This window comes from Methylomonas sp. MgM2 (assembly GCF_054172045.1).
Map to the genome: position 1 here is coordinate 251,102 of NZ_JBSYXO010000002.1, position 26,478 is coordinate 277,579.

At 50.2% G+C, this 26,478-nt stretch carries 29 protein-coding genes; 18 read left to right on the forward strand and 11 right to left on the reverse strand.

Features of this window, described 5'->3' with window-relative positions; all coding sequences use genetic code 11:
• Positions 1-23 precede the first annotated feature (23 nt).
• The 5 genes from ACW73I_RS02810 to ACW73I_RS02830 all read right to left on the reverse strand — a co-directional run bounded on the left by ACW73I_RS02810 (position 24) and on the right by ACW73I_RS02830 (position 5,160).
• Complete coding sequence (locus ACW73I_RS02810) at positions 24-1,094, reverse strand: TIGR03790 family protein (protein WP_458027689.1); 1,071 nt, start codon at positions 1,092-1,094, stop codon at positions 24-26.
• 276 nt (positions 1,095-1,370) lie between these two features.
• A complete protein-coding gene (gene typA, locus ACW73I_RS02815) occupies positions 1,371-3,188 on the reverse strand; it encodes a translational GTPase TypA (protein ID WP_458027690.1) in 1,818 nt (605 codons plus the stop codon).
• Positions 3,189-3,279: 91 nt separating this feature from the next.
• Positions 3,280-3,672 (reverse strand): rhodanese-like domain-containing protein, encoded by a 393-nt coding sequence (locus ACW73I_RS02820; RefSeq protein ID WP_458027691.1) that lies wholly within the window; start codon positions 3,670-3,672, stop codon positions 3,280-3,282.
• A gap of 4 nt (positions 3,673-3,676) precedes the next feature.
• A complete protein-coding gene (locus ACW73I_RS02825) occupies positions 3,677-4,258 on the reverse strand; it encodes a class I SAM-dependent methyltransferase (RefSeq protein WP_458027692.1) in 582 nt (193 codons plus the stop codon).
• Positions 4,255-5,160, reverse strand: a complete 906-nt coding sequence (locus ACW73I_RS02830) for a LysR family transcriptional regulator (protein ID WP_458027693.1) — start codon at positions 5,158-5,160, stop codon at positions 4,255-4,257. Before ACW73I_RS02830 ends, ACW73I_RS02825 begins: the two co-directional genes overlap by 4 nt.
• Before the next feature lie 188 nt (positions 5,161-5,348).
• On the opposite strand from ACW73I_RS02830, the gene ACW73I_RS02835 reads away from it, so the two are divergent.
• From ACW73I_RS02835 to ACW73I_RS02870, 8 genes are all read left to right on the forward strand, one after another.
• Positions 5,349-5,501, forward strand: coding sequence for a hypothetical protein (locus tag ACW73I_RS02835; protein WP_458027694.1), 153 nt, complete (start codon positions 5,349-5,351; stop codon positions 5,499-5,501).
• A 184-nt stretch (positions 5,502-5,685) separates the two neighbouring features.
• Entirely contained in the window at positions 5,686-6,006 is a 321-nt protein-coding gene (locus ACW73I_RS02840) for a phosphoribosyl-ATP diphosphatase (protein ID WP_458027695.1), read from the forward strand.
• 18 nt (positions 6,007-6,024) lie between these two features.
• Positions 6,025-6,240, forward strand: a complete 216-nt coding sequence (gene tatA, locus ACW73I_RS02845) for a twin-arginine translocase TatA/TatE family subunit (protein WP_458027696.1) — start codon at positions 6,025-6,027, stop codon at positions 6,238-6,240.
• 6 nt (positions 6,241-6,246) lie between these two features.
• Positions 6,247-6,567, forward strand: coding sequence for a Sec-independent protein translocase protein TatB (gene tatB, locus ACW73I_RS02850; RefSeq protein WP_458027697.1), 321 nt, complete (start codon positions 6,247-6,249; stop codon positions 6,565-6,567).
• Complete coding sequence (gene tatC / locus ACW73I_RS02855) at positions 6,551-7,294, forward strand: twin-arginine translocase subunit TatC (protein WP_458027698.1); 744 nt, start codon at positions 6,551-6,553, stop codon at positions 7,292-7,294. The genes tatB and tatC overlap by 17 nt, the downstream gene beginning before the upstream one ends.
• A gap of 2 nt (positions 7,295-7,296) precedes the next feature.
• On the forward strand, positions 7,297-7,974 hold the full coding sequence (locus tag ACW73I_RS02860; RefSeq protein ID WP_458027773.1) for a YggS family pyridoxal phosphate-dependent enzyme: 678 nt from the start codon (positions 7,297-7,299) through the stop codon (positions 7,972-7,974).
• Between the two features lie 89 nt (positions 7,975-8,063).
• A complete protein-coding gene (argS, locus tag ACW73I_RS02865; protein WP_458027699.1) occupies positions 8,064-9,824 on the forward strand; it encodes an arginine--tRNA ligase in 1,761 nt (586 codons plus the stop codon).
• Positions 9,824-10,477 carry an SPOR domain-containing protein gene (locus tag ACW73I_RS02870; RefSeq protein ID WP_458027700.1) on the forward strand — a complete coding sequence of 218 codons (654 nt, stop codon included), beginning with the start codon at positions 9,824-9,826 and terminating at the stop codon, positions 10,475-10,477. The genes argS and ACW73I_RS02870 overlap by 1 nt, the downstream gene beginning before the upstream one ends.
• Before the next feature lie 22 nt (positions 10,478-10,499).
• On the opposite strand, the gene ACW73I_RS02875 is transcribed toward ACW73I_RS02870, so the two are convergent.
• The 3 genes from ACW73I_RS02875 to ACW73I_RS02885 are packed head-to-tail and all read right to left on the reverse strand — an operon-like array spanning position 10,500 to position 14,972.
• Positions 10,500-12,410, reverse strand: a complete 1,911-nt coding sequence (locus ACW73I_RS02875; RefSeq protein WP_458027701.1) for a response regulator — start codon at positions 12,408-12,410, stop codon at positions 10,500-10,502.
• A complete protein-coding gene (locus ACW73I_RS02880; protein ID WP_458027702.1) occupies positions 12,407-12,925 on the reverse strand; it encodes a YfiR family protein in 519 nt (172 codons plus the stop codon). Before ACW73I_RS02880 ends, ACW73I_RS02875 begins: the two co-directional genes overlap by 4 nt.
• Before the next feature lie 10 nt (positions 12,926-12,935).
• Positions 12,936-14,972: a TonB-dependent receptor plug domain-containing protein gene (locus ACW73I_RS02885; RefSeq protein ID WP_458027703.1), complete on the reverse strand. Its 2,037-nt coding sequence runs from the start codon at positions 14,970-14,972 to the stop codon at positions 12,936-12,938.
• A 183-nt stretch (positions 14,973-15,155) separates the two neighbouring features.
• On the opposite strand from ACW73I_RS02885, the gene ACW73I_RS02890 reads away from it, so the two are divergent.
• Positions 15,156-16,415, forward strand: a complete 1,260-nt coding sequence (locus ACW73I_RS02890; RefSeq protein WP_458027704.1) for a TIGR03862 family flavoprotein — start codon at positions 15,156-15,158, stop codon at positions 16,413-16,415.
• A 72-nt stretch (positions 16,416-16,487) separates the two neighbouring features.
• On the opposite strand, the gene ACW73I_RS02895 is transcribed toward ACW73I_RS02890, so the two are convergent.
• Positions 16,488-18,053, reverse strand: coding sequence for a bifunctional aminoglycoside phosphotransferase/ATP-binding protein (locus ACW73I_RS02895; RefSeq protein ID WP_458027705.1), 1,566 nt, complete (start codon positions 18,051-18,053; stop codon positions 16,488-16,490).
• A gap of 38 nt (positions 18,054-18,091) precedes the next feature.
• A complete protein-coding gene (locus ACW73I_RS02900) occupies positions 18,092-18,685 on the reverse strand; it encodes a hypothetical protein (protein ID WP_458027706.1) in 594 nt (197 codons plus the stop codon).
• Positions 18,686-18,877: 192 nt separating this feature from the next.
• On the opposite strand from ACW73I_RS02900, the gene ACW73I_RS02905 reads away from it, so the two are divergent.
• The 7 genes from ACW73I_RS02905 (at position 18,878) to ACW73I_RS02935 (ending at position 24,313) form a co-directional block, all read left to right on the forward strand.
• Positions 18,878-19,474 carry a TetR family transcriptional regulator C-terminal domain-containing protein gene (locus ACW73I_RS02905; RefSeq protein WP_458027707.1) on the forward strand — a complete coding sequence of 199 codons (597 nt, stop codon included), beginning with the start codon at positions 18,878-18,880 and terminating at the stop codon, positions 19,472-19,474.
• 111 nt (positions 19,475-19,585) lie between these two features.
• Positions 19,586-19,858, forward strand: a complete 273-nt coding sequence (locus ACW73I_RS02910; RefSeq protein WP_458027708.1) for a DUF4242 domain-containing protein — start codon at positions 19,586-19,588, stop codon at positions 19,856-19,858.
• 57 nt (positions 19,859-19,915) lie between these two features.
• Complete coding sequence (mtoX, locus tag ACW73I_RS02915) at positions 19,916-21,226, forward strand: methanethiol oxidase (RefSeq protein ID WP_458027709.1); 1,311 nt, start codon at positions 19,916-19,918, stop codon at positions 21,224-21,226.
• A gap of 125 nt (positions 21,227-21,351) precedes the next feature.
• Positions 21,352-21,990, forward strand: a complete 639-nt coding sequence (gene nth / locus ACW73I_RS02920; RefSeq protein WP_458027710.1) for an endonuclease III — start codon at positions 21,352-21,354, stop codon at positions 21,988-21,990.
• Positions 21,991-22,089: 99 nt separating this feature from the next.
• Complete coding sequence (locus ACW73I_RS02925; RefSeq protein WP_458027711.1) at positions 22,090-22,680, forward strand: hypothetical protein; 591 nt, start codon at positions 22,090-22,092, stop codon at positions 22,678-22,680.
• Between the two features lie 17 nt (positions 22,681-22,697).
• Complete coding sequence (locus tag ACW73I_RS02930; RefSeq protein WP_458027712.1) at positions 22,698-23,552, forward strand: HvfB family MNIO-type RiPP peptide maturase; 855 nt, start codon at positions 22,698-22,700, stop codon at positions 23,550-23,552.
• A complete protein-coding gene (locus tag ACW73I_RS02935) occupies positions 23,552-24,313 on the forward strand; it encodes an HvfC family RiPP maturation protein (protein WP_458027713.1) in 762 nt (253 codons plus the stop codon). Before ACW73I_RS02930 ends, ACW73I_RS02935 begins: the two co-directional genes overlap by 1 nt.
• Here the strand turns inward: ACW73I_RS02935 and ACW73I_RS02940 are convergent.
• Positions 24,291-24,626 carry an ASCH domain-containing protein gene (locus ACW73I_RS02940; RefSeq protein WP_458027714.1) on the reverse strand — a complete coding sequence of 112 codons (336 nt, stop codon included), beginning with the start codon at positions 24,624-24,626 and terminating at the stop codon, positions 24,291-24,293. The genes ACW73I_RS02935 and ACW73I_RS02940 overlap by 23 nt on opposite strands.
• A 77-nt stretch (positions 24,627-24,703) precedes the next feature.
• On the opposite strand from ACW73I_RS02940, the gene ACW73I_RS02945 reads away from it, so the two are divergent.
• Both ACW73I_RS02945 and hemW read left to right on the forward strand, forming a co-directional pair.
• Complete coding sequence (locus ACW73I_RS02945) at positions 24,704-25,144, forward strand: VOC family protein (protein WP_458027715.1); 441 nt, start codon at positions 24,704-24,706, stop codon at positions 25,142-25,144.
• A gap of 179 nt (positions 25,145-25,323) precedes the next feature.
• Positions 25,324-26,454 carry a radical SAM family heme chaperone HemW gene (hemW, locus tag ACW73I_RS02950; RefSeq protein WP_458027716.1) on the forward strand — a complete coding sequence of 377 codons (1,131 nt, stop codon included), beginning with the start codon at positions 25,324-25,326 and terminating at the stop codon, positions 26,452-26,454.
• The last annotated feature ends 24 nt before the right edge of the window (positions 26,455-26,478 follow it).

Consider the following 26,478-nt stretch of genomic DNA (forward strand, 5'->3'; position numbering starts at 1 on the left):
TATCCGCCTGTTGAACCTTTCGTTTATCGTTTTTTATCTGCCGGGTAAGCGAATGGTTTCGCTAGAGGCTCGCCGACGAAAATTCCTTGTCCGGGCTGAACGACACTCTTCCAATATGCTTCGATCAACGAGTTTCCCCTCAAGTAGTAATACATCGCGATACCGGGATTAGGAAATTTGGCTGGAAAATTACATGGCTCGACCACCGCACCGTAGCTGCCTGTGGCGCCGGCTTTTATCCACTCCATGATATTCATTTGCCCGCTTCCCGACATAACACCACCAGCTGAAGTCAGGTGGTCGGCGATTGCACCCGGTAGAAAACGGTTTTCCGCTATGTGCGGCACATGCACCATCCCGGTAAAGTAGAACATCACGTCGTCGCGCCCGGCTATGTAATCCTGCTCCAGATAACTGACGTTCCAAAACGGCTTAAATTTTTCGGCGGTGTTTTTAAAGGCTAATGCCCGCGAGCTGCGCGGCCGATCCGAGGTTTTTAATAAATACGCGGTACCTGCCGGACGCGAAAAATCGGAGGACACCCCTCTATCGATCAGCACTTTTGCTTCGGCAAAATCATTGCCCGCTACGACCATGGTCGGGCGCCAACCATATTTGTCGTAGGGGTGCTCCGCTTCCGATGCGAAATAAGGGCTAGGCCGCGTGGTGTTGCAGCCGTCCGAGCAAAAGGCCTTGTCGAAACCGATTGCGAACGCCGTGGTGATCGACATGCATTCAACCCGAAACGGCTGTAGCCAGGTCAAAGCGTACGCCTGTATATGCTTAGGCGTATTTTTATCGACCTGCTGTTTAAGCCGCTTGAATTCGCTTTCGGTCAAGATTGCCCGACGACCGGGCAAGCGAATATGAATGACTTGATCAAGAGGGATATTGCGTTTTTTCCGGTAATAATCGCCAATCTGCTTGCTTACGGCGTCATTGTCGTTGACGATGATCGCCAGATCGCGCGGGGTCAACGCGGCGATAGGCCTGTATAGCGGCGACACTTGAGCCGAGGAAGGTACCGTAGTGCATAAACCTATGGCTAAAACGGACCAGCGACAAAAATTGGCAAGTTTATTTACAACTGACATATTTTGAAAATTGCATAATACTTTTCAAGATAGCGCTAAATCGGGTGTAAAAGCCAGGCTAGTGCCAGTGTAACTTAATGGGGTCGATTCAAAAGTTTGTCGACATATGATGCCCGGTTCGTGCGACAACCGACTGAATGCTTAGTTAGCTGGCTTGAAACGCTACCGGGTAAATTCCGGTCGGATATGCTTCAGAAGCAGCGGCCTCCCGGTATTATAGGGCAACATTCAGCCATCCCCTGTTAATGCGGCGAAGAGGATGGCCGCCAACCGTATTTATTCCGCTGATCTGGCTGCCCGTTTGCGTTCGTTTTCGGTCAGCAGTTTTTTACGCAAGCGTATAGATTGAGGAGTGACTTCGACCAGTTCATCGTCATCAATGAATTCGAGGGCTTGTTCCAAACTCATTTTGATCGGCGGTGTCAGCAGAATATTTTCATCGGAACCCGCTGCGCGAATGTTGGTTAACTGTTTGGCCTTGGTCGGGTTGACCACCAAATCGTTGTCGCGCGAATGGATGCCGACGATCATGCCTTCATACACTTCGGTGCCGTGTTCGATGAATAAGCGGCCGCGCTCCTGCAGATTGAACAGCGCATAGCCCAGGGACTTGCCTTGGACCATTGAAACCAGAACGCCGTTGACACGGCCGCCGACGCTACCCTTCTTCATGGGGCCATAATGGTCGAATACATGATAAAACAGTCCTGAGCCCGAGGTTGCTGTCAAAAATTCGGTTTGGAAGCCGATCAGGCCGCGAGAAGGGACCATATACTCCAAACGCGTGCGGCCTTTGCCGTCCGGTACCATGTTCAGCAGATCGCCCTTGCGCTCGCCCAATTTTTCCATGATCGCGCCTTGATGCTCGTCTTCCAATTCGATGGTGACCATTTCGTAGGGTTCGTGCATTTCGCCGTCGACTTCTTTTAGTATGACTTCCGGACGAGATACGCCGAGTTCAAAACCTTCTCGGCGCATGTTTTCGATCAGAATCGACAAATGCAGTTCGCCCCGGCCGGATACCTTGAATTTGTCCGGATCGGAAGTGTCTTCCACGCGTAAGGCCACGTTATGTTGTAATTCCTTATGCAAACGGTCCCGAATCTGCCGTGAGGTAACGAATTTGCCCTCCTTGCCGGCGAACGGTGAGCTGTTGACCTGGAAGGTCATGCTGACCGTGGGTTCATCCACCTTGAGAGGCGTTAGGGCCTCAACGGCATCCTGTTGGCATAGCGTGTCCGAGATTTCCAATTTGTCGATGCCGGTAAAGGCGATAATATCGCCGGCGCGTGCTTGCGGTACTTCCACTCTTTCCAATCCGTGGAAGCCGAAAATTTGCAACATCCGGCAACTACGGGTGACGCCTTCGCGGCTGATAAGCGTTAAGGCTTGATTACTTTTAACGCTGCCGCGCTGGATGCGGCCGATGCCGATCACGCCGACGTAAGAGTTATAGTCCAGACTGGTAACCTGCATCTGGAACGGACCATCCAGATCGACTTGCGGTGAGCTGACTTTTTCGACTATGGTTTCGAATAGCGGCGTCATATCTCCACTGTCGATGTTGCTATCCAAGCCCGCGTAGCCTTTTAAAGCGGAGGCGTAAACGATAGGAAAGTCCAATTGCTCATCGGTGGCGCCGAGGCGATCGAATAGATCGAAAGTTTGATCGATAACCCAGTCGGGACGGGCGCCGGGGCGGTCGATTTTGTTGATGACCACGATGGGCTTCAGTCCTAACGCAAACGCTTTTTGGGTGACGAAGCGCGTTTGCGGCATCGGGCCATCGACGGCGTCCACCAGTAGCAAGACCGAATCGACCATAGACAATACACGCTCGACTTCACCTCCGAAATCGGCATGGCCCGGTGTGTCGACGATATTGATTCGATAGCCGTTCCATTCTATGGCAGTGTTTTTGGCCAGAATCGTGATGCCCCGTTCCTTTTCCAACGCGTTGGAATCCATGACCCGTTCATCGATTTTTTCGTGGGCGCCGAAAGTGCCGGATTGTTGCAATAGTTGATCGACCAAGGTGGTTTTGCCGTGGTCAACATGGGCGATGATTGCGATGTTTCTGAGTTTTTCTATCACAGGATAAATAAAAAGCTAAATTGAAAACGGATAATTTCGTGCTGTTCCGAAGAAGACTGGCTCTAGGATAATTGGCGTATGTAATCGGCGATTAGCTTTGCTCCCACGGCAATCCATGAAAACGCCAGCCTCCCGATGTGCCGCGATGCTTTTGACTGTCCAACGGTCCCTCGAAGCCTTCCAAGATGTTGATCAAACGTCGATAACCAGCCGCTTCCAGCGCTTTTGCCGCGTCAACCGAGCGCACTCCGCTGCGACATAGTAAGAGCACGGGAACATTTTTGTCCGGTGCGTGCCGTTCCACCTGCCGTACGAACGCATCATTCAATTGCATATCCGGAAACTCTTTCCAGGCCACATGGATTGCCTCGGGCGGATGGCCGACAAAGCTGTGTTCGATGGCGGTTCTCACATCGATTAATACGGCTGATGGGTCGTCTTGCAACAATGCCCATGCATGCTTGGGGTCGAGATTTTCTATCATTAAGTTAATCCGGTTTGATTTTTTGTCCGATGTAGCAAGCTTCGTTTCGATTTCCTTGTCGCAAGTCGCCGATTAGAGCGTATTCTTGATAATAGACAAGGTTTAACGGCGAAAATAATGCCAACAACTCGTTGCGCTCCAATAAATAGTCTGGATTGCTGGGGCCCTGTCGATCAAGTTTGTTGCGGGTAAATGTTTGATAAAACAGCAGCCCTTCGCGCTTTAAGGCGCTCATTATCGCATTACACAGAGATCGGTCAAGAAACCGGCTGATTACAATCACGTCGTAGTGATCAACGGGTAGGCTAGCCGGTGTAATCGAGCACTGCCGAGTGCTAATTGCCAAGCGCAGATGGTCGGCGCGCTGCTGGAGTTTACTCAGAGCGATCGCCGAAATATCCCAGGCATCAACCGATAATCCATACGTAGCCAATAATAAGGCATTGCCGCCTAAGCCACAGGCTAAATCCAGCGAAATACCGGCCTCGGGCAGCAGATGGGCATTCTTCCGCAGCACCTCGGCAGGCGCGACGAAGCCGTCTTGACCCGAATAAATCGCATCCCATTTATTCCGCGTAGCCGTCATGGCGGATCGATGCCGATCCGATGCGGTAGCCAACCTTGAATAAACTCTAAAAATGAACGGACTTTGGCCGACAGATATTTGCGATGCGGATACACGGCATATATCTCCAACGGGCGAATCGCGTATTGTTCCATGACCACTTGCAGCCGACCGAGCTCGATATCGCGGCCGACGATATACCGCGGCAACATTATCAGGCCTAAGCCATTGATGGCGGCGTTGCGGATCGGATCGGCCATGTTGGCTTGCATGCGTCCGGTTACCGTAATAGCGCGTTCACCCAATATACCTTTGAATCGCCATTTATTACGGGGAGGAATCGCCCAATTGATCAAACAACTGTGATCGTCCAGGTCTTCCGGGTCTTGCGGAGCGCCGTGAATCTTTAGATATTCCGGAGATGCGCAGACTACCAACGAAGACCGGCCTAACTTTCGAGCCACCAGACTCGTATCATTCAACTGTCCGAGATAAATAGCCATGTCGACGCCTTCATCGATCAAATCGACTTGGCCGCCTTTCAAAACCATTTCAACCGATAGGTCGGGATACGTTTTCAAATATTCGGTTAATCCGGGAGCGATGTGGGTAGCGCCAATGACGGGAGGGGCACAGATTTTCAACACGCCGCGCGGTTCGGTTTGAAGTTTGGTGACCGCGGCTTCCATTTCCTCGACATCGAGCAAGACCTGCTGGCAGCGCTCGAGATATTCCTCGCCGGCTTCAGTTAGGCTTAAGCTTCGGGTTGTACGATTAAATAAACGGGTATTCAATTCGCTTTCAAGTTGCATGATATGTTTGGTAGCCATTGCTCTGGAGATATCCAGATCCTTAGCTGCGCCGGCAAAACTACCAACTTTGGCGACGCGGACGAACACGTTCATGCTAGTTAATTTGTCCATAGGCGTTCCCTTGAATGAAGTCGAATCAGAGTGTTTGATTAGCCAATTATTTCTTTTATGTGTACAATTTATTTTATAAACACCCAATTGTAAACATTTTTTTATACTGTATAGTGTGCAGCAACTGACGGGCAGCGCGTAATTGTGTTGTCAAAATTGACTTTTTATAGATAGGTATTTGAAACTGAATGAATGACTTAAGCAAAGATGTCCTGATTGGCTCCCTGTATATGTTAGGTATTTGGAGCTTCGTTTCAGGTTTGTTTGTGATTTCAACCGTGTTGTTTGCATCCGCCGCCATGTTCGGCAACATGATTGCGAAAGCGCATCTTAACGGCTAAACCTTTTTAAGAATTTGTAACTACCTCCTGGTGTTGTAATTTCAAGCGGATCCTCCTCATAGCACTCTGCTTGGTTTTTTACCTCCCTTTGCGCAAGCACTGGGAGGTTTTTTTTGCCCGGCGTTTTGACAAACACTGCAACGTGGTATGATTTTTTCGTATTCCTACTTCAAAGTAAACGTTAATGAGCGATGTATTACAACAGTTGGCCGACGTATTGGAACAGCGCAAACAACAATCGCCCGACCAATCCTACGTGGCCGGGTTATATGCAAAGGGCCTAGACCATATTCTGAAAAAGATCGGTGAGGAGGCTACCGAAACCGTGCTGGCCGCGAAAGACGGCGACAAAGATAAAATCATCTACGAAACCGCCGACTTGTGGTTTCATTCTATGGTGATGTTGTCCTACCAGGGTTTAGGGCCGCAGCATGTTATTAACGAATTGCAGCGTCGCTTCGGCTTATCCGGTTTGCAGGAAAAGGCGCAACGTAATTCTTCCTAAACAGATATGGAGGTAAAGATGGGCGTTAGCATGACTCAACTATTAATCGTATTGGTGATTGTCATTTTGGTATTCGGCACTAAACGGCTAAAGAATGTCGGTGGCGATCTCGGCGATGCTATCAGGAGTTTCCGTAATGCGATGAAGGAAGGTGGTGAAGAAAAAGCCCTCACCGATAAACAGGGAGAAACCCTCGAAGGCGAAGTTACCGAAAAAGATAAAGATCAGGCATAAACATCCATGTTTGATGTTGGTTTCTCGGAGTTAGTCATGGTGGGTCTGATTGCTTTGTTGGTGATCGGTCCGGAGCGCCTACCGAAAGCAGCGCGGATTGCCGGTTTTTGGATGGGCAAGGCGCGCAGCACCATCGCCAGTGTTAAGGCTGAAATTAAGCAAGAGTTACACGCGGAAGAAATGCGGCAATTACTGATGCAACAGCAACAATCTGTAGCGGATGACGTTAAGCAAGTAGCTAAAGAAGCGCAAGAAGCGTCTGACGATATCAAGGCGAATCTATCGGCGGACAGCCAAAATCCGCGACCTAATGACAAATCAGTTTGATTCAGAGGCTGAACAGCCTTTCATCAGCCATTTGATTGAGCTGCGCGACCGTTTATTGCGCGTCGTTCTGTGCGTATTGGTGATTTTCATCGGCACTGCCAGTTATGCTAACGAAATCTATCATTATTTGAGCGATCCTTTGCTAAGGCATATGCCGGCAAATAGCACGATGATCGCCATAGACGTGGCCTCCCCGTTTTTTACGCCGATCAAATTGGCTTTGGTGGTCGCGATATTTATTTCCGTCCCTTATATTTTGTTTCAGTTCTGGGGCTTTGTCGCGCCCGGATTGTATCGGCATGAAAAGTTGATGATATTGCCGCTGTTATTGGCTAGTACGGTGTTGTTTTACGCCGGTGTAGCCTTTGCATATTACGTGGTATTTCCCTTGGTTTTCGGATATTTGACCGCGGCAGCACCCGCTGGCGTGGCCGTGATGACCGATATAGCGACCTATTTGGATTTCGTGCTGACCATGTTTTTCGCGTTCGGTATTTCGTTCGAGGTGCCGATTTTTACTATAGTCTTGGTTTGGGCCGGTATCACTACGCCAAGTAGTCTTGCCGATAAGCGTCCCTATGTTATTGTCGGCGTCTTCGTAATCGCGATGTTTTTGACGCCACCGGACGCCCTGTCGCAGACTTTATTGGCGTTGCCGATGTGGATGCTATTCGAATCGGGTCTGTTATTTTCCCGGTTATTTGTCGGGAAGAGGACCGAAGATTAATGATGGAAGCGATCATCGAGCGCTATCAACATGTTCGCAGCCAAATTCGTCACGCTTGCAGTATTGCCGGCAGAGCAAACGACAGCGTGCAATTGTTGGCGGTTAGCAAAACCAAGCCGGCCTCCGAGATCGCCGTATTATATAGGTTGGGCCAGCGTCATTTCGCCGAGAGTTATTTGCAGGAAGCCATTGTGAAACAAAACGAATTGGCCGCATTTAACATTACATGGCATTTTATCGGGCCGATTCAGTCCAATAAGACCAAGCCGATTGCGAACCGTTTTGCCTGGGTACACAGTGTCGACCGTATCAAAATCGCCCGGCGGCTAAGCGAGCAACGAGCAGCAGATCTGCCTCCATTGAATATTTGCCTCCAAGTGAACGTAAGTGAGGAAGCCAGCAAGTCGGGTGTCGGCATGGAAGAACTGCCGGAATTGGCCGAAGCGGTACTGAGCTTGCCTCGACTGCGCTTGCGGGGCGTGATGGCTATCCCGCAGCCGGAACAAAACTATTCCAAACAGCGCCTGCCTTACCGACAGTTGTATCAGGCCGTGCAAGGGCTCAATCTGCCGGAACTGGATAGTTTTTCCTTCGGCATGAGCGGCGACTTGAAAGCGGCGATCATGGAAGGCGCAACCCTGGTTCGAATCGGCACCGCATTGTTTGGCGAACGCGGCTAGGAATCAGGCGGAATCCGCTAGTTTGGTAGCCATTAAGCGCGTTTTAATAGATAATAAACCTCATTTTTTCCACACTTTTTGCACCGAAAATGAAACACAAACTCGAATACCTGTTGCAACACGCTGTTGAAGCCCTGAAAAAGCAAGGTATTCTTGATCGTGAATTAGCCGTGCAAATCAACTTGGAACGCGCTCGCGACGCGCAACATGGCGATTTCGCGACCAACTTGGCAATGTCGCTGGCCAAAGTCGCCAAGACCGCGCCGCGGCAACTGGCGGAAAAAATCGCCGCCGAAATCCCGGAGGATAATCTGGTCAGTAAGGTTGAGATTGCCGGTCCCGGTTTTATCAATTTCTTTATCAACCCGGACAACCAATTCCAGATCGTCAAGCAAATCCACGATGCCGGTCCGGAATTCGGTTTGAGCACGATCGGTGCCGGTCAACGCATTCAGGTCGAATTCGTATCGGCTAATCCAACCGGACCTTTGCACGTGGGGCATGGCCGAGGTGCGGCATACGGTTCGGCAGTTGCGGATTTGTTGGAAGCCGTGGGTTTCGAAGTCGAACGCGAATATTATGTCAACGATGCCGGACGGCAGATGGACATTTTAGCGACCAGTGTCTGGTTACGTTATTTGGAAGAATGCGGTGAAGTATTGCCCTTCCCCAGCAACGCTTACCGTGGCGAATACGTGCGCGAGATCGCCTTTAACCTGCACAAAAACGCGGGTAAAGAGTATCACCGCTCGGCCGAACTGGTTTTAGCGAATGTTCCGCCCGACGAACATCAAGGCGGCGATAAGGAAAAGCATATCGACGCACTGATTGAAAGAACCAAAGCGTTATTGGGACCTTCGCACTATAACGAGGTATTCGCCGCCGGACTGGACCAAATTCTGGCGGACATTAAGGACGATCTTCAAGAGTTTGGTGTCGATTATCAAAATTGGTTTTCCGAACGCTTGTTGATGGACGATGGCTCGATAAGACAAGCGTTGCAACGCTTAGAGCAGGCCGGTTATTTGTATCAGCGCGATGGTGCGACTTGGTTTGCCTCCAGCCGATTGGGCGATGAAAAAGACCGGGTGGTGGTGCGCGACAATGGGCAAACCACTTATTTCGCGTCCGATATCGCCTATCATATGAATAAGCTGGACCGCGGCTTCGATCAAATCGTAAATATCTGGGGAGCGGACCACCACGGCTATATTCCGAGGGTAAAAGCGGCCATGCAAGCCTTGGGTGCCGACGAGGCTAAATTAAAAGTCTTATTGGTCCAGTTTGCAGTGTTGTACCGGGGAGACGAAAAAGTGCAAATGTCTACCCGTTCCGGCGAGTTTGTAACGTTGAGGCAATTACGCAACGAAGTCGGCAAAGATGCTTGCCGATTCTTTTATGTGATGCGCAAGTCCGAGCAACATATGGATTTCGACCTGAAACTGGCGACATCCCGCACCAATGAAAATCCGGTCTACTACGTGCAATACGCGCATGCCCGGGTTTGCAGCGTATTGCGCCAGTTGGACGAGAAAGGCCGGGCGCGCGATATCAACTTGGGCATGAAGCATTCGAATTTGCTGACGGAGTCGCATGAACTCGAGTTATTGACTTCGCTATCCAAATATCCCGAAATTGTTGAACGTGCGGCAGTCAATCACGAGCCGCATCAGCTGATTCATTATTTGCGCGATTTGGCCAACCAGTTTCACTGTTATTACAACGCCCATCAATTTTTGGTGGATGAAGAAGCGTTGTGCAATGCTCGCCTTAATCTGATCTGCGCGGTCAGACAGGTACTGGCCAATGCGCTAAATTTGTTGAAAATTCATGCTCCAGAATCGATGTAATGGCCAGAGACTATAAACATCGCGCCCAAAACAGCCGATACGGCGGAAAACGAAGCGTAGACCGGAAAGCGCAAACCGTGTGGTGGCGCTGGCTTTTAGTTATTGCACTGATCGTCGCTTTCGTGGTTTTCCTAAATATGGTGCGTAGTATGGTGGCCGAACTGGTTACCGGTAAACCGGGCGCCGAGGTGACAAGTCAGCCGGATCAAACCGTTAAGCAGGCGCTACCGATCGAGAGCCAAATGTCGGTCCAATCTACGCCGGATCATAAAATCGGACCGCAGTCCGAGTCCGAGCCGGAGCAGTTAAAAGAACCGCGATACGATTTTTATACGATTCTGCCGCAGGCCGAGACGGTAATACCGGACTATGAAATTCAAAGCAGAGTGCGCGAGGAATTCGTAGGAAAAACCAAAGTGGCAAAATATGTCATGCAGGCCGGATCCTTTCGCGAAGAAGCCGAAGCCGAGCGGCATAAAGCTAAGCTGGCATTATTGGGCATAGAATCCTGGATCGAAAAGGCCAAGGTGGGCAATGTGATATGGCACCGGGTCAAAATAGGCCCTTATGACAACCCGTCCAGCGTTTCCACCATCAAAGAGTTGCTGCAAAAGAACGGTATCGGCGTGATAGTCACGGAGCAAGGCAAGTGATCTTGCCGATCGCTTAATCGCTTCAGATAAGCCGGATAGGTTTGATCCATTTATATAATATGGAATACAAAGTTGCCGGTAGAATCGGTTTGCTGATGTAATCGACCATACCCGCATTAAGGCATTGATTCTTGTCCTCTTCGCGGGCATTTGCGGTCATTGCGATCACCGGCAAGTCTTTACACGCTTCAATTTCTTTTAATCGCCGCGTGGCTAAATAGCCATCCATCACCGGCATCTGCACGTCCATCAATACGCAATCATAGCGGTTTGAACGTAATTTATTCAGAGCAATCAGACCGTTTTCAGCCACATCGATTTGCATTTGCAGTTTTTCTAATAATTCCACCACTACAATCCGGTTGATTTCATTATCTTCCACCAGTAAAACGCGAGCGCCTTGAAGCGCTTGTAACTGTCGATTCGTCTGCGGAGGAGGAGATGAGTTCGGCTGCTCGGATTTGGAACGAGGCAGTTCGGTGACGCCGAGAGTGATGGTAAAGATGAAACTCGTGCCGACATTTTCGGTACTGATCAGGCGGATGTTGCCTCCCATTTGTTCGATTAGCTGTTTCGAGATGACTAATCCGAGTCCGGTGCCGCCATAATTGCGCGTGATGCTGCTATCGCCTTGCGAGAATGCCTGAAATAGCCGTTTTTGTTGTTCGGCGCTGATGCCGATGCCGGTATCGAAAATGCAGAACTCCAGGCAAATGTGCTGCGCTCCGCGACTGAGCTCTTTCAAACTGATGCGGACTTCACCTTGTTCGGTAAATTTGATCGCATTGCCGATCAAATTAATCAAAACCTGCCTTAGGCGATGCGGATCGCCTATCACCGCATGGGATTGGTCGGAATGCGGGTGGATCAGTTTAAGGCCTTTGCGGGCGGATAATTGCGACATCGTCGCATAGACTTGTTCCAGCATTTCTTCCAATACAAACGGAATATTTTCCAATTGCATTTTGCCGGCTTCCATCTTGGAAAAGTCCAAGATGTCGTCAATGATCGTCATTAGCGAACGCGAAGAAGTTTCCAGTCTCTGTAAGTATTCACGCTGCTTAGCGGTTAACTGGCTATTCAGGCAGAGCTCCACCAAACCGATGATTGCATTCATCGGCGTGCGGATCTCGTGACTCATATTGGCCAAAAATTCACTCTTAGCCTGATTCGCCTTCTCTGCCTCCTGTTTCGCAACTTCTAATTCTTGAGTTCTTAGAAGAACCTTATTTTCAAGAAAAGCTTCGTTTTGCTGAATCTGTACCAACATGCTGTTAAAGGCATCGGACAAGTCGCGGATTTCATCGTTACCGGAGTAGTTAGAGCGTATGCTGTAATCCTGGTTTTTCTCGATTTGACGCGCCGTATCGGCCAATTGCAATATGGGCCGCAGCAAGGAGCGTTGTACCCGCAATACGAATAGAGCGGCCGTGCTTAAAGCGATTAAAACGATGGCGGAGTCGGACGCGGTATCGCTTATCAAGGTCAGATAGGGTTTATATAAATCTACCGTGAGCGTTATGTTTCCGACAAAATTACGGTTGTCGTGAAAAATCGGCCGGTTGACCTTGTAGGTACGCGGAAGAAACGGCGGCCAATGCTTGGGCATATCGGCATTGGCGTTTGAATAAGCCGCGAAAATTTCACCTGATGTATCGTGGATGATCGCGTTGACGATTTCTGAGTCGTGTTCCAAAGCGCTCAGGATTTCTTGCGCAGTCCGTTTGTCTTCAAATAGCAGGGCGACACAGCTATTTTGTCCGATCATATCTGCCGTGAGCGTCAGTTTTTTATCCAGTTTGTTTCGCAGTTCCTTGTACTCGCGTATCGAAAGGGTAAACGTCGCCATTAACAGCGTAATAACTGCCATGAGGCCAAGCGTTTTGGATAACTTTTCCGTGATGGAAACCCGATGTCTTTTCATCTGCTTCATTCTAATATTTCCGCCATGCGTAGCAGTTTCGAGCTTAACTTTAATCCCGCTTCTTTTACTGAAGTTAAATTCACAACGAGCTTTAGCTTGTTGTCGCGTAAGGTGAATTGAATCATGCCGCCGTTCCGGGCAAAGTCGTCGGTATCGCTTACCAATAGCACATGGTGACTCTTGGCTTCCGTTAAAAGCGACTTACTTAGGGTGTCGGCTTCGCTAAGAAATAGGATTTGGCACTGTTGGATCAATGGATGATCGCCTAACAGAACCTGTATGGTTTGATCGTGAGCTTTGACGCCATTCAATGCCGGTAGATAAGTTTCAATCGGACCATGCCCTTGTAAACAAATCGTGATAGATGTGGATTCGGGCCATTCCGTTAACTCCGCAAAATGCAGCAGGTAGGCCGTTTTCAACTGATATTCGCGGTTGACGCCTTCGTTACCGGTAGCACAAGAGCTTGCAGACCAGCCGCAGGCTATGCCGAATACGAGAATTTTTAGCGCCTTAGAGAACACAGTGATGCGCTCAAAAATGCCAGGTGATTTGCGCTAAGTAAGCGCGCTGAATTTGACTGGCAACCGGAATATATAAAGCATCGCTAAATTCCGGATGTTGATTGTCCAGCAAATTTTGCCCGCTAACGGAAAATTCCAAGTCTTTATGGGGATGCCACCCTAAACGCAGATCCAAGGTAAAATAGTCCTGGATCGTACGCTGGTCGATATAAAGCCGATCGACATAACGAACCCAAGCATCAAATTCGATCTCATTAGTCAGATTTAATAAAGAACGAAACGAAAGGATATGCTTAGGGTTGAAATTTTGCTCGGTTAACGGATCGCGAAACCAAGGTTCGCTTTGGTCGTAGTCGACGTCGAAATGATTGGCCGTGTAGGATGCCTGCAGACGCCAATCGTGGTTGATTCGGTAGTTGGCGGCTAGTTCAAGGCCATAGCTGTTTACCTGTCTGTAATTGCCTACGGTGGCTTCTTTGACGACACCGAAGTTAGGGTCATCGTACGATCCGGTAAATTTCGTGCCCTGCATCCTATCGTAGATGTTGTAAAACAGCGCGGTATCGATGTCCAATCCGCTCGTTATCAGCCAACGCCAGCCCAATTCGAAGGACAACAGATTTTCCGTTTTCATGTCCGGATTGGCGACCGCCTCAACGAACTCATAAGGGTCGCTTGTTCCGGGAATGGGCTTGAATAAACGGATGCTGTGTTGGGCCCTATTGGGCAGCACCACGGCTCTCGATGCCGCCGCCCATAGGCTGTGTTGTTTATTCGGTATCCATAGCAAACGAAGATTCGGTTCGGTCTCCCAACCGGTGTAAGTAAAATGCTCCACGCGGTTTCCGACTATCAATTTGAGTTCGTCGTTTATGTCGTAGGTATCCTGTAAAAACACACCGATATTGTGTTGGGTGAATTCGGAGGGGTCAAAACTCAATGTCAGCGTATTGTCGAAGTAATCATGTATCATTTGGTAATTCAGGCCCCACATGAGGTGGTGGCCTTCGTATGCCGGAACAGCATGCTCGAAATCCAATACATAATGCGACCGGTTGATATTATTCACCGACAAATTCCAGTTGGATTGGGTAAACGACATGCCTAAATTTGTATGGTGGCCGCTGTCGCTTTGATGCTGCCAGCTGCCTTGTAGGCTGCCCATCATGCCGTCCCTGCCAAAATCATCCTGTTGCCATAACGGCGGGGTTGGCGAAGATACACCGAAGAAATACCCGTGTTGGCGGAAGCGCGATACATTCGCTTCGATCATCAAATCGTCGCGTTCGGTCAGTTGGGTGTCGAGACGGAAATTGGCGTTTTGAGCATTTCCGTTGTCATGCGTGCCTCGATTGCCTGATAAGTCCACGCTCTCATCGCGATAAATGGTATTCATCGAGCCGCGCATATAGGTCGATTCGGACAACTTCACGCCGTAACGCATACCGCCGAAACCCTTGTCTTCGCTGCCGCCGCCGCCGAATAAAAGTCCTCCGACGGTGTCGCGCGCCGAACGAGTCACGATATTGATCGTGCCGTTAACCGCATTGGCCCCCCATAAACTGCCGCTGGGGCCGCGTAGCACTTCGATTCGCTCTATGTCTTGCAGCATGGGATTTTGTTGCCCCCAATAGACGCCGCTTACCAGGGGGTCGTATATGCTGCGGCCATCAATCATGACCTGTAATTTGTTCGCATATAGATCATTAAATCCGCGCGCACTGACGGCCCAGTTCCAGGCATTGATTTTGGCGACGTCCATCCCTGGCACCATTCTTAGTACTTCGGGTAAACTGACAACCCCGGACCGGCGTATGTCTTCGGAAGTAATGACAAATGCCGCAGCCGGACTGTTTTTAACCGATTGTTCTTGCCGGGCAAGACCGGAAACGTTAAGTTCGTTCAGTTCTTCCCAACTTAACGGCAATAATTCTTTAGTCGACCGGATGGCTTCCTCAGAACGTTCTGCGGCGGCGGTTGGTTTGTATGCTGGAAACAGTAGAAAAATAAATGACGCTATCAGATATCGGCTTGTCAAGTTCAGCATTTTTCGAGTCTAGGAAAAAAGTTAATCGTACTGATTATAAGTGACTGAATTCGTTTCGTTATAAATGTTGACGCATTTGGAGAACTCAATGTAACTTTTTATCGGCATTTGATTACAAGCGCGTCGTTCGATAACACAAATTAGTAAGGCCATTCATGGGCGTGACCCGAATTACCAATTGACATGTCTGATTTTAGCCAACCATCATCCAAGCACCCGATTCCGCGGGCCGTGGTTATCGGCGGCGGACCGGCCGGATTGATGGCCGCCGAAGCCTTGAGCCATGGAGGATTGCGGGTCGATATTTACGATGCCATGCCATCGTTCGGGCGCAAGTTTCTACAAGCGGGTGTCGGCGGTTTGAATATCACCCATAGCGAAGATTTCCAGACTTTCTGTACCCGCTATGGCCGTCGGCGGAAGCAACTGCAAGCCATGTTGGAACGTTTACCGCCGAGCGCGCTACGTAAATGGGTGCATGAATTGGGTATCGAGACTTTTGTCGGTAGTTCCGGACGCGTGTTTCCTAAGCAAATGAAAGCGGCGCCGTTGTTGCGGGCATGGCTACATCGCCTGCGCAGTACCGGCGTACACCTGCACGCGCGACATCGCTGGCTTGGCTGGGATGCTGGCGGTGCATTGAGACTGGCCAATCCGGTCGGCGAAATCTCGATTAAGCCGGACGTTACGGTATTGGCGCTCGGTGGCGCAAGCTGGCCGCAATTGGGTTCCGATGGCGCTTGGGTGGCGCTGTTACGATCGGCAGGCGTACAGATCGCGGCCTTACAAAGCGCGAATTGTGGGTTCGAGGTCGCATGGAGCGCCTATCTGCGCGAAAAATACGCGGGGGCGCCACTCAAATCAGTCGCGCTGACATTCAGCGATGTTAATGGCCAAACCGAGCGGCGACAGGGCGAATTGATCATTAGCGCGAACGGCCTGGAAGGTAGTCTGATCTATGCATTTTCGCAGCGCCTACGCGAGCATTTGCATCGCTACGGTAGTGCCACTTTACATTTGGATCTGGCGCCCGGGCGGGACGAAGTTCGTGTGTTTTCGGTGCTCAACCAGCCGCACGGGTCGCGGTCTATGTCCAGTTATTTGAAAAGTCGTGTCGGTCTTAATAGCACCAAGGTTGCTTTATTGCGCGAGGTGCTTAATAAAGACCAATTTGCCGATGCGGCTCTGCTGGCCAAGACGATCAAGGCGCTGCCGATAACGGTCGGTGCAACTCGGCCGCTGGCGGAAGCGATCAGCACGGCCGGCGGCTTATCTTTCAGCAACCTCGATCAAAATCTTATGCTGACGATGCGCCCCGGTGTTTTCATAGCGGGAGAAATGCTTGATTGGGAGGCGCCTACCGGAGGCTATTTGCTTACCGCCTGCTTTGCGACGGGCTTATGGGCGGGCTTAGGCGCGTTGAATTGGCTGAACCGGCAATGACCGGAAGCCGGGTAATGCTTGAAACCTTCCGCAAACGCCGGTTTTTCAGAATTTCAAGTTGGCAGTCCGCCATCAATATTCGGTCAGCGTTTCCAGTTTTTTCCAAATATCGGATTGTTCCAACCGGGATGCATCGGCATTATTGATCACCCGTAAAACGCAATCTTGTTCGTCGTCGCGCAGCGGTTCACAGGCGCTTTTAAGTTTTTCATAAACATCGACATCGGCTTCCGACGCATCGCTTCCCGTAGCGTAGCGGCGGCGGATGCGCCGGCGCAGGATAGGTTCGTCGCAGACAACGTTTAATATCACGAAAGCTAGCCCCGTTTCTTCAGCTAGGGCTTGAAACAGTTTACGTTCCCGCCGCTTTAAAAATGCGGCATCGACGACGACATTGAAACCGTTTCGCAAAATCAGCCGGCTCAGATCGAGTAAGCGACTGTAGGTTTGTGCGGTCGCTTCGGCCGTATAGATGCCGCTATTGAGTTCGGACTGGCTGCGCTGTTGCGCCTGCAAACCGAACAGACGTTTGCGTTCTATATCGGAACGTATACGTATCGCCTGGAACTTTTCTATGACGATTTGCGCTACCGTGGTTTTGCCGCTGCCCGGTAAACCGCACGTGATCATCAGGACCGGTTTTTTGGGCGCGTAAAAGCTTTCGGCCAGGCTAAGGTAGCTATCGCAACGCTCTAAAGCGGTCTCGCCTAACTGGGCTGCGCGAATCGCCGCCACCTTCGCCATGACCAAGGCACGGTAGCTTAAATAAAATCGCAAAACGTCAAGTCCCTCATAATCGCCGTGTGCTTCCAGATAAGCGTTTAGAAACGCAAAAGCCAAATCCGGGCGTTTCCGGTGCAGCAAGTCCATCAACAAAAACGCGATGTCGTTAATGACGTCTATCCAACGCAAATCCGGGTTGAACTCGATACCGTCGAATGGCGTTGGCTTGGAATTCAGCAAGACGATATTGCCTAAATGCAAATCGCCGTGGCATTCTTTGATCCTGCCATTTTCCAGCCGCTGCGTAAAAAACTGCCGGCAACGCCGGTATTCTTGCTCGCTGTATGCGTTTAAATCGGTCAGGCGGCTTGCATAGCCTTCATCCAGCAATTGGGATAATTGCTGAAAATTTTGTCTGGCGGGTTTGACTACGGTCTCGGCGGCGCCATAGCCGGCACCGGGGGCGGCGGGCGGCAATCGGTCGTGAAATTCGGCCATGGTTTTCGCCAAGCTTAATATATGTTGAACCGTCAAGCCGCCATGCGTTAACAAATGGTCTAGCAACATTTCCCCCGAGAAACGGCGCATTTTTACCGCATATTCAAACGCCGGCTCGGTGCCTAATATCGGTTGTTCGACGCTGCCGCCGATACCGATCACGTCCAGGTATAAATCGGGCGCCAAACGGCGGTTTAGCCGCAATTCTTCATGGCAAAAGAACAGCCGCATTGATAATTCGGTGAAATCCAAAAATCCAAAATTCACCGGCTTTTTGATTTTATAGACGTAGTCTCCCGCCAACAACACCCAGGAAATATGAGTTTCCAGCAATTTCACCGATTCGGCCGGGTGAGGATAGCGGCAAGGGTTGCGCAATGCGTCTATCAGTCTGCAATCAATTTCGGCTTTTATCATGAGCTTAGTCGGAAGCTGTCGGAAGTCTACGGAATTAGTCAGGGCTGTTTTCTCAGTCCGTATTGGGCTTTCAGCCAGATGCCGAACCAAGTCAAGGCCCAGCCGCGGGTCATGATGTCTACGCTGAGGCAAAAAGAGATGAACCACATCGAGCTTCCCAGCCATTCCTGCCAAAGCAGCAGCCCCATGATGACCGATATCAGGCCGCCGAAGGTCGCGACGCTAAAATGCGAAAAATGTACCCGGTGGGCTGCCAGAATTCGAAAGATACCCTTGATCAGCAAATAGGCCGATACCAATAGCAGCAATTTGTCGGCGGATTTATTCAGCTCGGTCAGGATGATCAAGCCGAAAACGGTGTCGAAGCTGCCTATTTGCAAATTGGCGTAAAACTCTTTGGTGTGCCGCCATAAATAGGCATCCAAATAGGCCATGATGCCGGTACCCAAAATCACCAACGATACGACAGGCAACCACGAGCTGCTTTGATACATGATGCGAACGTCGGGAACCAGTATCGATAGCGCCGTCAAGATTACGCCGGCGACCGACAACACCAAGCCTCGGACAAGCAGGGTATTGCGCTGTGATAAGAAATGATCGAAATCGGCTTCTAATTCGGTAATAAGCATGATCCTTCTCCTGTGACAGTACGTTATGCCGCTTAGGCTCTTCGATTCGACAGGCGAACTTGCATTTTGCAATGTACCAGACCGGTGAAATCTCAGCTTAAATAAGGTATTGTTTTTTAATGAAATAGTCAAAAATCATGCGAAGGCGAAAAACAGCTTGAAAATATAGACGACCGGTCGCATAATATGCCTATGCAAAATTTAACGCCGAAACAAATCAAGAGAGATAGGTTGCTGGATCAAGGCGTGAATCTGTTATTGGGAAAAGGCTATCACGCCAGCGGCTTGAAAGAGATTCTGGATACCGTCCGGATTCCCAAAGGTTCGTTTTATGCCTATTTCAAAAGCAAGGAACAATTTGCGGCCGAGGCGATCGATCATTACATCGAGCCCTTTATTCGGCGGCTAAGCGCTCACCTGCAAAATCCCGAATTGGATGGGCTTGCCGCCTTGAAGCGCTATTACGGAGAACTGATAGCGGAAGTCGAACAAACGGGTTTTAAAGGCGGTTGTCTATTGGGCAACCTGATGGGCGAAATCGGCGACACCAGTCCGCTATGCCGGGCTGCCTTGTTGAGCGCAGTCGAACGCTATAGCGAATTGCAAAGATCGGCGCTGGAGCGCGGTCAACGTGAAGGAAAGGTGCGAACGGACAAATCCGCTAAGATCATGGCCGATTTGATGCTGAACGGTTGGCAAGGCGCGCTATTACGAATGAAGGTCGAACAGTCGGTCGAACCTTTGCTGGCGGTTTGTCATGAGTTATTAGACGATTATTTCAAGGCTTAGCTTGGCCTCGATTCGGAAAATCGAATTGGCGCGAGCTAGAAACGGTGCTGCCGGACAGGCAGTTTTTAAGGTCGAAAACATAAACGACCGGTCATTTGTAAGGAGGCCTTTATGCCGAAATTCATTATAGAACGCGACATTCCGGGTGCGGGTAAGCTAACGCCGGCCGAACTGCAAGGCATCGCGCAGAAATCGTGCTGCATTCTGCACGATATGGGACCGCGTATTCAGTGGCTGCACAGTTATGTCACAAACGACAAAATTTATTGCATATACATCGCCGATAACAAGCAATCGATACGCGAACATGCGGAACAAGGAGGCTTTCCGGCCAATCGGATTGAACAGATCACCGGCATCATCGATCCAACAACGGGTGATTGACGAATAGCGATTGCAATTGTTGAGCACCACATAAACTGACTCTCGGGGGAGAAAACCATGACATTCAAACTAAGTACTTTTGCCGCCGCGCTGATGCTCGGTACCGCCAGCTTATCGGCGGGCGCGGACGAGACCTGCGCCTCGCCATACATGGCCAAAATCACGGGCCAGGAGGATTTCGTCTACGTCTGGACTTTGGGTTCGGAAGGCGTCGGCGATGAGCAAGACAAACTGGTCACGATAGACGTCAATCCCCAATCGGCAAAATACGGGAAAGTAGTCGCCAGCCTTTCGGTCGGCGGTCGCAATGAAGCTCACCATTCCGACTTTACCGACGACAGAAAATTTCTGTGGGCCGGCGGTCTGGACACCAACAAGATTTTCATCTTCGACGTGGCGACCGATCCGGCCAAGCCTAAGCTGGTCAAAACGATCACCGATTTTGTTGCCAAAAGCGGCGGCGTGGTCGGTCCGCACAGCTTGTATGCCCTACCCGGCCGCATGATCATCACCGGATTGTCGAACAACAAGGACCACGGCGGCCGCACCGCGATTGTCGAATACAACAATGCCGGTGATTACATCGCCACTTACTGGCTTCCTACCGACGATAACCTACAAGGCGCCATCAAATCCGGCAAATATGCCGACGGTTATAATTACGACATTAGGGCTCTGCCGCGTAAAAACCTGTTATTAACTTCGTCGTTTACCGGCTGGTCCAATTACATGATGGACTTCGGCAAGATGCTGGCGGACCCGGAAGCGATGAAGCACTTCGGCAATACCGTGGTCCAATGGAACCTGCACACCCGCCAACCGAAGAAAATCTTCGATGTACCGGGGGCGCCGTTGGAAATCCGCTGCGCTTGGGGCCAATCCCACGATTATTGCTTTACCAGTACCGCATTGACTTCGAAAATCTGGCTGATTTATCTGGACGATAAGGGCGAATGGCAGGCTAAAGAGGTGGCCGATATCGGTGATCCGAGTAAAGTGCCGCTTCCGGTGGATATCTCGATTTCCAGCGACGACAAGACTCTTTGGGTTAATACCTTCATGGACGGCAAAACACGCCGCTTCGATATCAGCGATCCGTTCCATCCAAAACAAGTGTTGGAGCAAAAAATCGGCGCTCAAGTCAATATGGTGTCGTCCAGTTGGGACGGCAAACGCTTGTATTACACCTCGTCTTTGTTGGCTAACTGGGACAAAAAAGGCCCGGAAAATGAACAGTTCTTCAAGGCTTATAGCTGGGACGGTCAAAAGTTAACCGAGCAATTCTCTATCGACTTCACCAAAGAGAAGTTGGGCAGAGCGCATCAAATGCGTTTCGGCGCCTATTCCTTGTATAACAAAGGGTCTTAGCCCTCAGTCCAAGTCCGCCAGGCAACTGTATCGATTTACCGATGCCTGGCGGTATCGACCTTGTGCCGACAGATCGGGTCGGAACTCCGGTATCATTGCGGCCAAAAAACGGATTGATGACACGCATGAATAAAAAGACACGATTGGAGATTTTCGACCGACTTGCGGCCGCGATACCCGAACCCACCACGGAACTTAATTACAGTACGCCGTTTGAATTACTGATTGCGGTGGTGCTGTCCGCCCAAGCGACCGACAAAGGCGTTAATAAAGCGACCGAAAAACTGTTCCAGGTTGCTAATACGCCAAAGGCTATCTTGGCTTTAGGTGAAGAAGGATTGAAGGAGTACATCAAGACCATAGGCTTGTTTAACAGCAAGGCCGCCAACATTATCAAATTGTGCACCGCATTGATTAAGCACCATCGAGGCGAAGTGCCGCGAACGCGTGAAGCGTTAGAATCCTTGGCGGGCGTGGGGCGCAAGACCGCTAATGTCATTTTAAACACGGCTTTCGGTTATCCGACTATCGCCGTTGATACCCATATTTTTAGAGTGTCTAATCGTACGGGCCTGGCGCCGGGCAAGAATGTATTGGAAGTCGAGAGAAAACTGGAAAAAGCCGTACCGGCCGAACATAAAAAAGATGCGCACCATTTATTGATCTTGCATGGCCGTTATGTATGCCTGGCTCGTAAACCCCGATGTTACGGTTGTTGCATTGTGGATTTATGCGAATTCAAAGAAAAAACCCTAACACCGTAACCATAATACGGTAGACTGAGAATTCCCATTAAGCTATGGTGTCTTAAGCTAATTTTGCCTTAGCTAAACTAATAAAAAAATCATTCGAGAGGATAGAACATGAAAAAATTTAACAAAACACCTTTAACTTTGGCCATGAGTACTACCGCGATGATTTCCGGTTTTGCAGCTAACGTCAATGCCGAAAGCAATCCGTTTGCGATGAGTGAATTGTCTACAGGTTACATGGTCGCCGAAGTATCCAATAAAACCGGCCACGGTGCGTGTGGCGGTAACGTAGCCGATGCCAACGGCCGAAAAATTACCGGCGCCAAGAAAGCGGCGCCCGCCGTTAAAAAAGAAGCACCGAAAACCAAAAAAGCCGAAGGTTCCTGTGGTGAAGGCATGTGCGGCGGCATGATGGAGGGCGGTAAAATGAAAAAAGGCATGGAAGCAATGTGCGGCGAAATGATGAAAGGTAAGGAAGGCAAGTGCGGCATGATGGGCAGTATGGAAGGCATGGAACATGGCGATAAGTCGGAAAAATCCGAAGAGGGCAGCTGCGGCGCGATGATGAAAGGCGGCGACAAAAAGGGCGAAGAAGGTTCTTGTGGCGCGATGATGAAAAGCGGTGACAGCTCTTGCGGTGCGATGATGAAAGGTGCCGAGCCCAAAGGCGAAGCCGAAGAAGAAAAAAGCGAAACAGAGTAATTGCTTTTTTAATCGCGATGAATAGCCTGGATTCCTCACAAAAGGAATTGGCGGGTTTAGGATTGCGGCGTTCGTTTTTGCCCGAGATCGCCGGCAATCCTCCCGACCAGGTCGATTTTTACGAAGTGGCGCCGGAAAATTGGATGACCATAGGCGGTAGGTCAGGTAAACAGTTCCGTGCCATGACCGAACGCTGCGAGTTCGTCTGTCACGGTTTGTCTTTATCGATCGGCAGCAGCGATGATCTGGATGAAAAGTTCGTCTACGACTTAAAGAAGTTCATGGCCGAACACGGTATCAAGTTTTACAGTGAGCATTTGAGCTATTGTAGCCACGAAGGTCATTTGTACGACCTGATGCCGATGCCGTTTACCGAAGAGGCGGTCAAACACGTGGCTGCCCGTGTCCGCCGGGTACAGGACATCTTGGAACATCGGATTGCGATGGAAAACATTTCCTATTACGCGACGCCGTGCCCGGAAATGTCCGAAATCGATTTCTTCAACGCGGTCGTCCGAGAGGCGGATTGCAACGTACTGATCGATATTAACAATATCTACGTCAACAGCGTCAACCACGGTTACGACGCCGAAGAATTCCTGCGAAAGATGCCGGGCGAGCGCATTGCTTACGCTCATATCGCCGGCCACTATGTCGAGGCCGAGGACTTTTTGGTCGATACCCATGGCGCACTGGTGATCGATCCGGTTTGGAGGCTGTTGGACAAGGCCTATGAAATTTTCGGCGTGTTTCCAACCTTGCTGGAACGCGATTTCAACCTTCCGCCGCTAGCCGAATTGCTGAAGGAAGTCGACACCATACGGACCGTACAACGCCGGGCAGTTCGCCATTTAAATCAACAGGCCGGCTAATGCCTACGGATTTCAGCGTCATTCAGGCACAATTTGCCGCCTTCATCCGCGATCCGGACAACATGCCGGTGCCCGCCAATGTCGATCCCAAACGCATGGCCGTCTACCGCGAATTGTTTTTCAACAATATCAACAGCATGTTGAGCAGCAACTTTCCGGTACTTCGTAAATTGTATAGCGATGCCGAGTGGTTTGCGCTGGCGCAGGATTTTTATCTGAATCATCGCTGTACTACGCCGCATTTTTCGGAAATCGCCGAGGAATTTTTGGACTATTTGCAAAACGAGCGGAACGAAGCCGGCGATTTTCCGTTTTTAGTTGAGCTAGCCCATTACGAATGGGTGGAAATGGCCTTGTCGATTGCCCGGGAAGAGCCGGTATTCGGCGATGCGGCTTTTGCCGGCGACATTCTAAGACGCGCGATAGCACTGTCGCCGCTGGCTTTGCCGTTGGCCTATCGTTATCCGGTCGAACGCATCAGCCCGGATTTTTTACCGCAGGAACCCTGCGAACAACCCAGTTATTTGGTGGTTTATAGGGATAGGGAGGACGATGTGCATTTTATGCGAACGACCGCCCTGACCTACCGTTTGCTGCAACACATCGAGCAGCAACCCGGTATCAGCGGCGCGGATAGCCTGCAAACATTGGCAAACGGCTGGGCTCAACAAATCGATTCGGAAAGGCTACATACATTCGGATTACAAGCCCTACGGGAGTTGGCCGCTAAAGACATCCTTATTCCGGCCGGTGCCGTTTGAAACGGTGCACCCAAACCAGGCCGTCTTCGTTCCATTCCATGTTGGCGTGCATTTTTAATATCATGTCTTTATACATCATCAGATTGGGATAACCTTCGGCCCGCGCATCTTCATCGGTCATATCGCCTATCCGTTGCCTATCGACGCCGGTTACGACGAATTCGACACCTTCCAGTATAAAAGTCTCTCCTGGATAGGCATATAGTCCGTCGCGGCGCTGTTGGGTTTTTTGTCCGCTCAACGCGGCCGCAACCAATTTCGGGTGGCGGACCAAGCGCTCAATGTCACAGGTTTTGTTCGGGTATTCGTTCATTTTCGATTTCGTTTAGGTTAGCCAAGTGCCGCATTATCGCTCATAATGCACTGGCTTTTACAAACTGGAGGCTAGCAATGCGTTATTTACACACTATGGTTCGTGTTAACAACTTGGAAGAATCTCTGGACTTTTACTGTAATAAACTAGGTTTGTTGGAAGTTAAGCGCATGGATAGCGAAGCCGGGCGTTTCACGCTGGTTTATCTAGCCGCGCCGGGAGATGAGCAACAGGCCGGCGAAAACCATGCGCCGCTATTGGAACTGACCCATAACTGGGATCCCGAACAGTACACAGGCGGACGCAACTTCGGCCATTTGGCATTTGAAGTGGACGATATTTATCGTGTTTGTGAAAAACTGATGGAACAGGGCGTTACTATCAATCGGCCGCCTCGCGATGGCTGGATGGCATTTATTCGCTCACCGGATCAGATTTCAATCGAATTGCTGCAAAAAGGCGAGGCCTTGCCGGTACAAGAGCCTTGGGCGTCTATGTCAAATACCGGTAGCTGGTGAGTACGGGAACAACGGGCGTTTAATTCCTGAAGCGGGGCCGGAGGAGCCGTAAAACAATTCTTGCTGCAAACGGCTCTCTTAAGGAAATCGGTTCTTTTTGTGTTTCGTGCGACTAATCCGTTGTCTAAGGCTATCGCGAAATCTTTACTTTCGTTGATTCAAATCCTCAGGAATAATCGTTGCCCCCACTGAGTCTTTATATTCATTTCCCCTGGTGTATCCAAAAATGCCCCTATTGCGATTTTAATTCGCATGCGGTAACAACCGGCATTCCTGAAATACGCTATGTCGATGCGTTGTTGGCGGATTTGGCCGGCGACCTTGCCTTGTTGCCCGATGCCCGACCAATCCGCAGCATATTCATGGGCGGTGGTACCCCTAGTTTGTTTTCGCCCGATAGTTTATTTTTGTTGCTTGAAGGGGTTAGACAAGGCGTGGAATTGACGCCGGACTGCGAGATCACGTTGGAAGCCAATCCCGGGACTTTTGAAAGCGCTAAGTTCAAGGCTTTCCGCCAACTGGGCATCAATCGTTTGTCTATCGGCATACAAAGCTTTAACGACAGGCATTTGAAAAAACTGGGTCGCGTGCATAATTCGCAAGAAGCGCTCAAGGCGGCGGAGATTGCCCATCAAGCCGGCTTCGACAATCTGAATCTGGATTTGATGTTCGGTCTGCCGGAACAAACAAATGCTGAGGCTGAGGCCGACATTCAAACAGCGATATCGTTAAATCCAACGCATATTTCGTTTTATCAGCTCACATTGGAACCGAACACCTATTTTCATAGGTTTCCGCCCAAATTGCCGGAAGACGAAGCTATCTATGCGATGCAAAAAGCTTGTCAGGCAGTATTGGCCGATCAGGGTTATGCGCAGTACGAAGTTTCGGCGTACGCAAGAAATGGCTTTCAGTGCCGGCATAATCGTAATTATTGGCAGTTTGGCGACTATTTGGGTATAGGGGCCGGTGCGCACGGCAAAATCAGCTCAGCCATGCCCAACAGCATTTTCCGTACGGCTAAGACCAAGCATCCGGAGCAATATTTGGCACGGTGCTCGTTATCGATCTTAGAAACCATTGCGGCGCAACAGCTGCCACTGGAATTCATGATGAATTATCTGCGATTGAAAGACGGTTTTCATTTGACCGACTTTCCGGCACGAACCGGACTAACACCCGATCATTTGGAGCCGGCCTTGACCCGGTGCATCGATCAAGGCTTATTGATTAAACAGTATCAACAAATACGCTGTTCGGATAAGGGTTGGGATTTTCTCGATGAAACCCTGGAAAAATTCGTCCCGTGATCGGCCTCGGGTTATAATTTTTTC